This window comes from Halopseudomonas aestusnigri (genome assembly GCF_002197985.1).
Taxonomy (GTDB): Bacteria; Pseudomonadota; Gammaproteobacteria; order Pseudomonadales; family Pseudomonadaceae; genus Halopseudomonas; species Halopseudomonas aestusnigri.
Map to the genome: position 1 here is coordinate 1 of NZ_NBYK01000028.1, position 5,535 is coordinate 5,535.

Annotated in this window: 2 tRNA genes and 3 rRNA genes; all 5 read left to right on the top strand. The window is 51.5% G+C overall.

Annotation, left to right across the window (positions count from 1 at the left end):
• The first annotated feature begins 297 nt into the window (after positions 1 to 297).
• The 5 genes from B7O88_RS17675 to rrf all read left to right on the top strand — a co-directional run bounded on the left by B7O88_RS17675 (position 298) and on the right by rrf (position 5,497).
• Positions 298 to 1,834 (top strand): 16S ribosomal RNA (locus B7O88_RS17675).
• Between the two features lie 66 nt (positions 1,835 to 1,900).
• A tRNA-Ile gene (locus B7O88_RS17680) sits at positions 1,901 to 1,977 on the top strand.
• A gap of 24 nt (positions 1,978 to 2,001) precedes the next feature.
• Positions 2,002 to 2,077: transfer RNA gene (locus tag B7O88_RS17685), tRNA-Ala, on the top strand.
• A 278-nt stretch (positions 2,078 to 2,355) separates the two neighbouring features.
• Positions 2,356 to 5,244 (top strand): 23S ribosomal RNA (locus tag B7O88_RS17690).
• A 137-nt stretch (positions 5,245 to 5,381) separates the two neighbouring features.
• Positions 5,382 to 5,497: ribosomal RNA gene (rrf, locus tag B7O88_RS17695) — 5S ribosomal RNA — on the top strand.
• Together the 16S, 23S and 5S rRNA genes with 2 tRNA genes alongside form the textbook arrangement of a ribosomal RNA operon.
• The last annotated feature ends 38 nt before the right edge of the window (positions 5,498 to 5,535 follow it).

The following is a 5,535-nucleotide window of genomic DNA, read 5'->3' on the forward strand; positions in this document are numbered from 1 at the left end:
CCCTGACCCGGAAAGCGAAGGCTTTTCCAGGTTGCTCAAGCGGGTTTTGAAGCGGTTAAAAACTTCAAATAAAAGCTTGACAGAACATAAGGTTAGCGTAGAATTCGCGGCCTTGGTTGAGCGGAAACGCTGACCGAATCGCTCTTTAACAATTTGAATCAAGTAATTCGTGTGGGTGCTTGCTGAATGTGCTCGATGATCAGAAAGATTATCAGCCTAGCAAGTAACTCTGTGAATTCATGAGTTTTTTGTAAAGCTGAGCCAAGTTTAGGGTTTTCTCAAAACCCAATCAGTATTTAACTGAAGAGTTTGATCATGGCTCAGATTGAACGCTGGCGGCAGGCCTAACACATGCAAGTCGAGCGGATGAAGGGAGCTTGCTCCCGGATTTAGCGGCGGACGGGTGAGTAATGCCTAGGAATCTGCCTGGTAGTGGGGGACAACGACTCGAAAGGGTCGCTAATACCGCATACGTCCTACGGGAGAAAGTGGGGGATCTTCGGACCTCACGCTATCAGATGAGCCTAGGTCGGATTAGCTAGTAGGTGAGGTAATGGCTCACCTAGGCAACGATCCGTAACTGGTCTGAGAGGATGATCAGTCACACTGGAACTGAGACACGGTCCAGACTCCTACGGGAGGCAGCAGTGGGGAATATTGGACAATGGGCGAAAGCCTGATCCAGCCATGCCGCGTGTGTGAAGAAGGTCTTCGGATTGTAAAGCACTTTAAGTTGGGAGGAAGGGTTGTAGTTTAATACGCTGCAATCTTGACGTTACCAACAGAATAAGCACCGGCTAACTCTGTGCCAGCAGCCGCGGTAATACAGAGGGTGCAAGCGTTAATCGGAATTACTGGGCGTAAAGCGCGCGTAGGCGGCTTGATAAGATGGGTGTGAAATCCCCGGGCTTAACCTGGGAACTGCATCCATAACTGTCTGGCTAGAGTACAGTAGAGGGTGGTGGAATTTCCTGTGTAGCGGTGAAATGCGTAGATATAGGAAGGAACACCAGTGGCGAAGGCGACCACCTGGACTGATACTGACGCTGAGGTGCGAAAGCGTGGGGAGCAAACAGGATTAGATACCCTGGTAGTCCACGCCGTAAACGATGTCTACTAGCCGTTGGAATCCTTGAGATTTTAGTGGCGCAGCTAACGCACTAAGTAGACCGCCTGGGGAGTACGGTCGCAAGATTAAAACTCAAATGAATTGACGGGGGCCCGCACAAGCGGTGGAGCATGTGGTTTAATTCGAAGCAACGCGAAGAACCTTACCTGGCCTTGACATGCAGAGAACTTTCCAGAGATGGATTGGTGCCTTCGGGAACTCTGACACAGGTGCTGCATGGCTGTCGTCAGCTCGTGTCGTGAGATGTTGGGTTAAGTCCCGTAACGAGCGCAACCCTTGTCCTTAGTTACCAGCACATTATGGTGGGCACTCTAAGGAGACTGCCGGTGACAAACCGGAGGAAGGTGGGGATGACGTCAAGTCATCATGGCCCTTACGGCCAGGGCTACACACGTGCTACAATGGTCGGTACAGAGGGTTGCCAAGCCGCGAGGTGGAGCTAATCCCATAAAACCGATCGTAGTCCGGATTGGAGTCTGCAACTCGACTCCATGAAGTCGGAATCGCTAGTAATCGTGGATCAGAATGCCACGGTGAATACGTTCCCGGGCCTTGTACACACCGCCCGTCACACCATGGGAGTGGGTTGCACCAGAAGTAGCTAGTCTAACCTTCGGGAGGACGGTTACCACGGTGTGATTCATGACTGGGGTGAAGTCGTAACAAGGTAGCCGTAGGGGAACCTGCGGCTGGATCACCTCCTTAATCGAAAGATCTCGGCTGTTCCTCAAGCACTCACACGAATTACTTGATTCAGAAAGAAAGGCGATTGGGTCTGTAGCTCAGTTGGTTAGAGCGCACCCCTGATAAGGGTGAGGTCGGCAGTTCGAATCTGCCCAGACCCACCAATTGTCGAGGTGTAAGGTCTGAACGGGGCCATAGCTCAGCTGGGAGAGCGCCTGCCTTGCACGCAGGAGGTCAGCGGTTCGATCCCGCTTGGCTCCACCAGGACGACGCAGCACACGCCATAGAATGGAACTCAGAGTTCATATATGAACAATCAAACCCTTGATTGTTGATATCTGGTCTCTGAACCAGACGCTCTTTAAAAATTTGGATATGTGATAGAAGTACAGACGCATGGCATGTATCACTGCATGTTGTGTGGCTAAGGTAAACTTGTAATCTCAAGTGCAAGTTCCGGAATTGTCGTTAATTCTGTTTTAAACCGATATCACTGAATAATCTGAGTTAAGTAATTAACTTAAGATTGTTTGGGGTTATATGGTCAAGTGAATAAGCGCATACGGTGGATGCCTTGGCAGTCAGAGGCGATGAAAGACGTGATAGCCTGCGATAAGCTTCGGGGAGGTGGCAAATGACCTTTGATCCGGAGATCTCTGAATGGGGAAACCCACCCAGCATAAGCTGGGTATCACACACTGAATACATAGGTGTGTGAGGCGAACCAGGGGAACTGAAACATCTAAGTACCCTGAGGAAAAGAAATCAACCGAGATTCCCCAAGTAGTGGCGAGCGAACGGGGACCAGCCCTTAAGCAGTTTTGAGTTTAGTAGAACGCTCTGGAAAGTGCGGCCATAGTGGGTGATAGCCCCGTATACGAAAGACTCTTAGCTGTGAAATCGAGTAGGTCGGCGCACGTGAAACGTTGACTGAACATGGGGGGACCATCCTCCAAGGCTAAATACTCCTGACTGACCGATAGTGAACCAGTACCGTGAGGGAAAGGCGAAAAGAACCCCTGTGAGGGGAGTGAAATAGAACCTGAAACCGTATGCGTACAAGCAGTGGGAGCAGACTTGTTCTGTGACTGCGTACCTTTTGTATAATGGGTCAGCGACTTATATTCAGTGGCGAGCTTAACCGTCTAGGGGAGGCGTAGGGAAACCGAGTCTTAATAGGGCGTTTAGTCGCTGGGTATAGACCCGAAACCGGGCGATCTATCCATGGGCAGGTTGAAGGTGCCGTAACAGGCACTGGAGGACCGAACCGACTACCGTTGAAAAGTTAGCGGATGACTTGTGGATAGGAGTGAAAGGCTAATCAAGCTCGGAGATAGCTGGTTCTCCTCGAAAGCTATTTAGGTAGCGCCTCGTGTATCACCACTGGGGGTAGAGCACTGTTTCGGCTAGGGGGTCATCCCGACTTACCAAACCGATGCAAACTCCGAATACCAGTGAGTGTCAGCACGGGAGACACACGGCGGGTGCTAACGTCCGTCGTGAAAAGGGAAACAACCCAGACCGTCAGCTAAGGTCCCAAAGTTATGGTTAAGTGGGAAACGATGTGGGAAGGCTTAGACAGCTAGGAGGTTGGCTTAGAAGCAGCCATCCTTTAAAGAAAGCGTAATAGCTCACTAGTCGAGTCGGCCTGCGCGGAAGATGTAACGGGGCTCAAACCATACACCGAAGCTACGGGTTCATCGTAAGATGAGCGGTAGAGGAGCGTTCTGTAAGCCTGTGAAGGTCAATTGAGAAGTTGGCTGGAGGTATCAGAAGTGCGAATGCTGACATGAGTAACGACAAAGGGAGTGAAAAACTCCCTCGCCGGAAGACCAAGGGTTCCTGCGCAACGTTAATCGACGCAGGGTGAGTCGACCCCTAAGGCGAGGCCGAAAGGCGTAGTCGATGGGAAACGGGTTAATATTCCCGTACTTCTAGTTACTGCGATGGAGGGACGGAGAAGGCTAGGCCAGCACGGCGTTGGTTGTCCGTGTTTAAGGTTGTAGGCTGGTGACTTAGGTAAATCCGGGTCGCTAAGGCCGAGAGCTGATGACGAGTGTTCTTTAGAACGCGAAGTGGTTGATGCCATGCTTCCAGGAAAAGCTTCTAAGCTTCAGGTAACTAGAAATCGTACCCCAAACCGACACAGGTGGTCAGGTAGAGAATACCAAGGCGCTTGAGAGAACTCGGGTGAAGGAACTAGGCAAAATGGCACCGTAACTTCGGGAGAAGGTGCGCCGATGAGGGTGAAGCATTTACTGCGTAAGCCCATGTCGGTCGAAGATACCAGGCCGCTGCAACTGTTTATTAAAAACATAGCACTCTGCAAACACGAAAGTGGACGTATAGGGTGTGACGCCTGCCCGGTGCCGGAAGGTTAATTGATGGGGTTAGCTTCGGCGAAGCTCTTGATCGAAGCCCCGGTAAACGGCGGCCGTAACTATAACGGTCCTAAGGTAGCGAAATTCCTTGTCGGGTAAGTTCCGACCTGCACGAATGGCGTAATGATGGCGGCGCTGTCTCCACCCGAGACTCAGTGAAATTGAAATCGCTGTGAAGATGCAGTGTATCCGCGGCTAGACGGAAAGACCCCGTGAACCTTTACTATAGCTTTGCACTGGACTTTGAATTTGCTTGTGTAGGATAGGTGGGAGGCTTTGAAGCGTGGACGCCAGTCTGCGTGGAGCCAACCTTGAAATACCACCCTGGCAACTTTGAGGTTCTAACTCTGGTCCGTTATCCGGATCGAGGACAGTGTATGGTGGGTAGTTTGACTGGGGCGGTCTCCTCCCAAAGAGTAACGGAGGAGTACGAAGGTGCGCTCAGCACGGTCGGAAATCGTGCGTAGAGTATAAAGGCAAAAGCGCGCTTGACTGCGAGACCAACACGTCGAGCAGGTACGAAAGTAGGTCTTAGTGATCCGGTGGTTCTGTATGGAAGGGCCATCGCTCAACGGATAAAAGGTACTCCGGGGATAACAGGCTGATACCGCCCAAGAGTTCATATCGACGGCGGTGTTTGGCACCTCGATGTCGGCTCATCACATCCTGGGGCTGAAGCCGGTCCCAAGGGTATGGCTGTTCGCCATTTAAAGTGGTACGCGAGCTGGGTTTAGAACGTCGTGAGACAGTTCGGTCCCTATCTGCCGTGGACGTTTGAGATTTGAGAGGGGCTGACCTTAGTACGAGAGGACCGGGTTGGACGAACCCCTGGTGTTCCGGTTGTGTCGCCAGACGCATTGCCGGGTAGCTACGTTCGGAAAAGATAACCGCTGAAAGCATCTAAGCGGGAAACTTGCCTCAAGATGAGATCTCACCGGGAGCTTGACTCCCCTAAAGGGCCGTCGAAGACTACGACGTTGATAGGTTGGGTGTGTAAGCGCTGTGAGGCGTTGAGCTAACCAATACTAATTGCCCGTGTGGCTTGACCATATAACACCCAAGCAATCTGGTGTTATCGAGCCAACAGATTTAAACAACTTCGCGAACTTGCGAGATTGCAAGTACCTTAGCTTCTGTCACACATCCAAGCTTTTTAAGCTGCACGCCCAGCGGGCAGCAACAAATTGCTTGACGACTATAGAGCATTGGAACCACCTGATCCCATCCCGAACTCAGAAGTGAAACGATGCATCGCCGATGGTAGTGTGGGGCTTCCCCATGTGAGAGTAGGTCATCGTCAAGCGCCTATACCGAACACCCTGATCAGTAATGGTCAGGGTG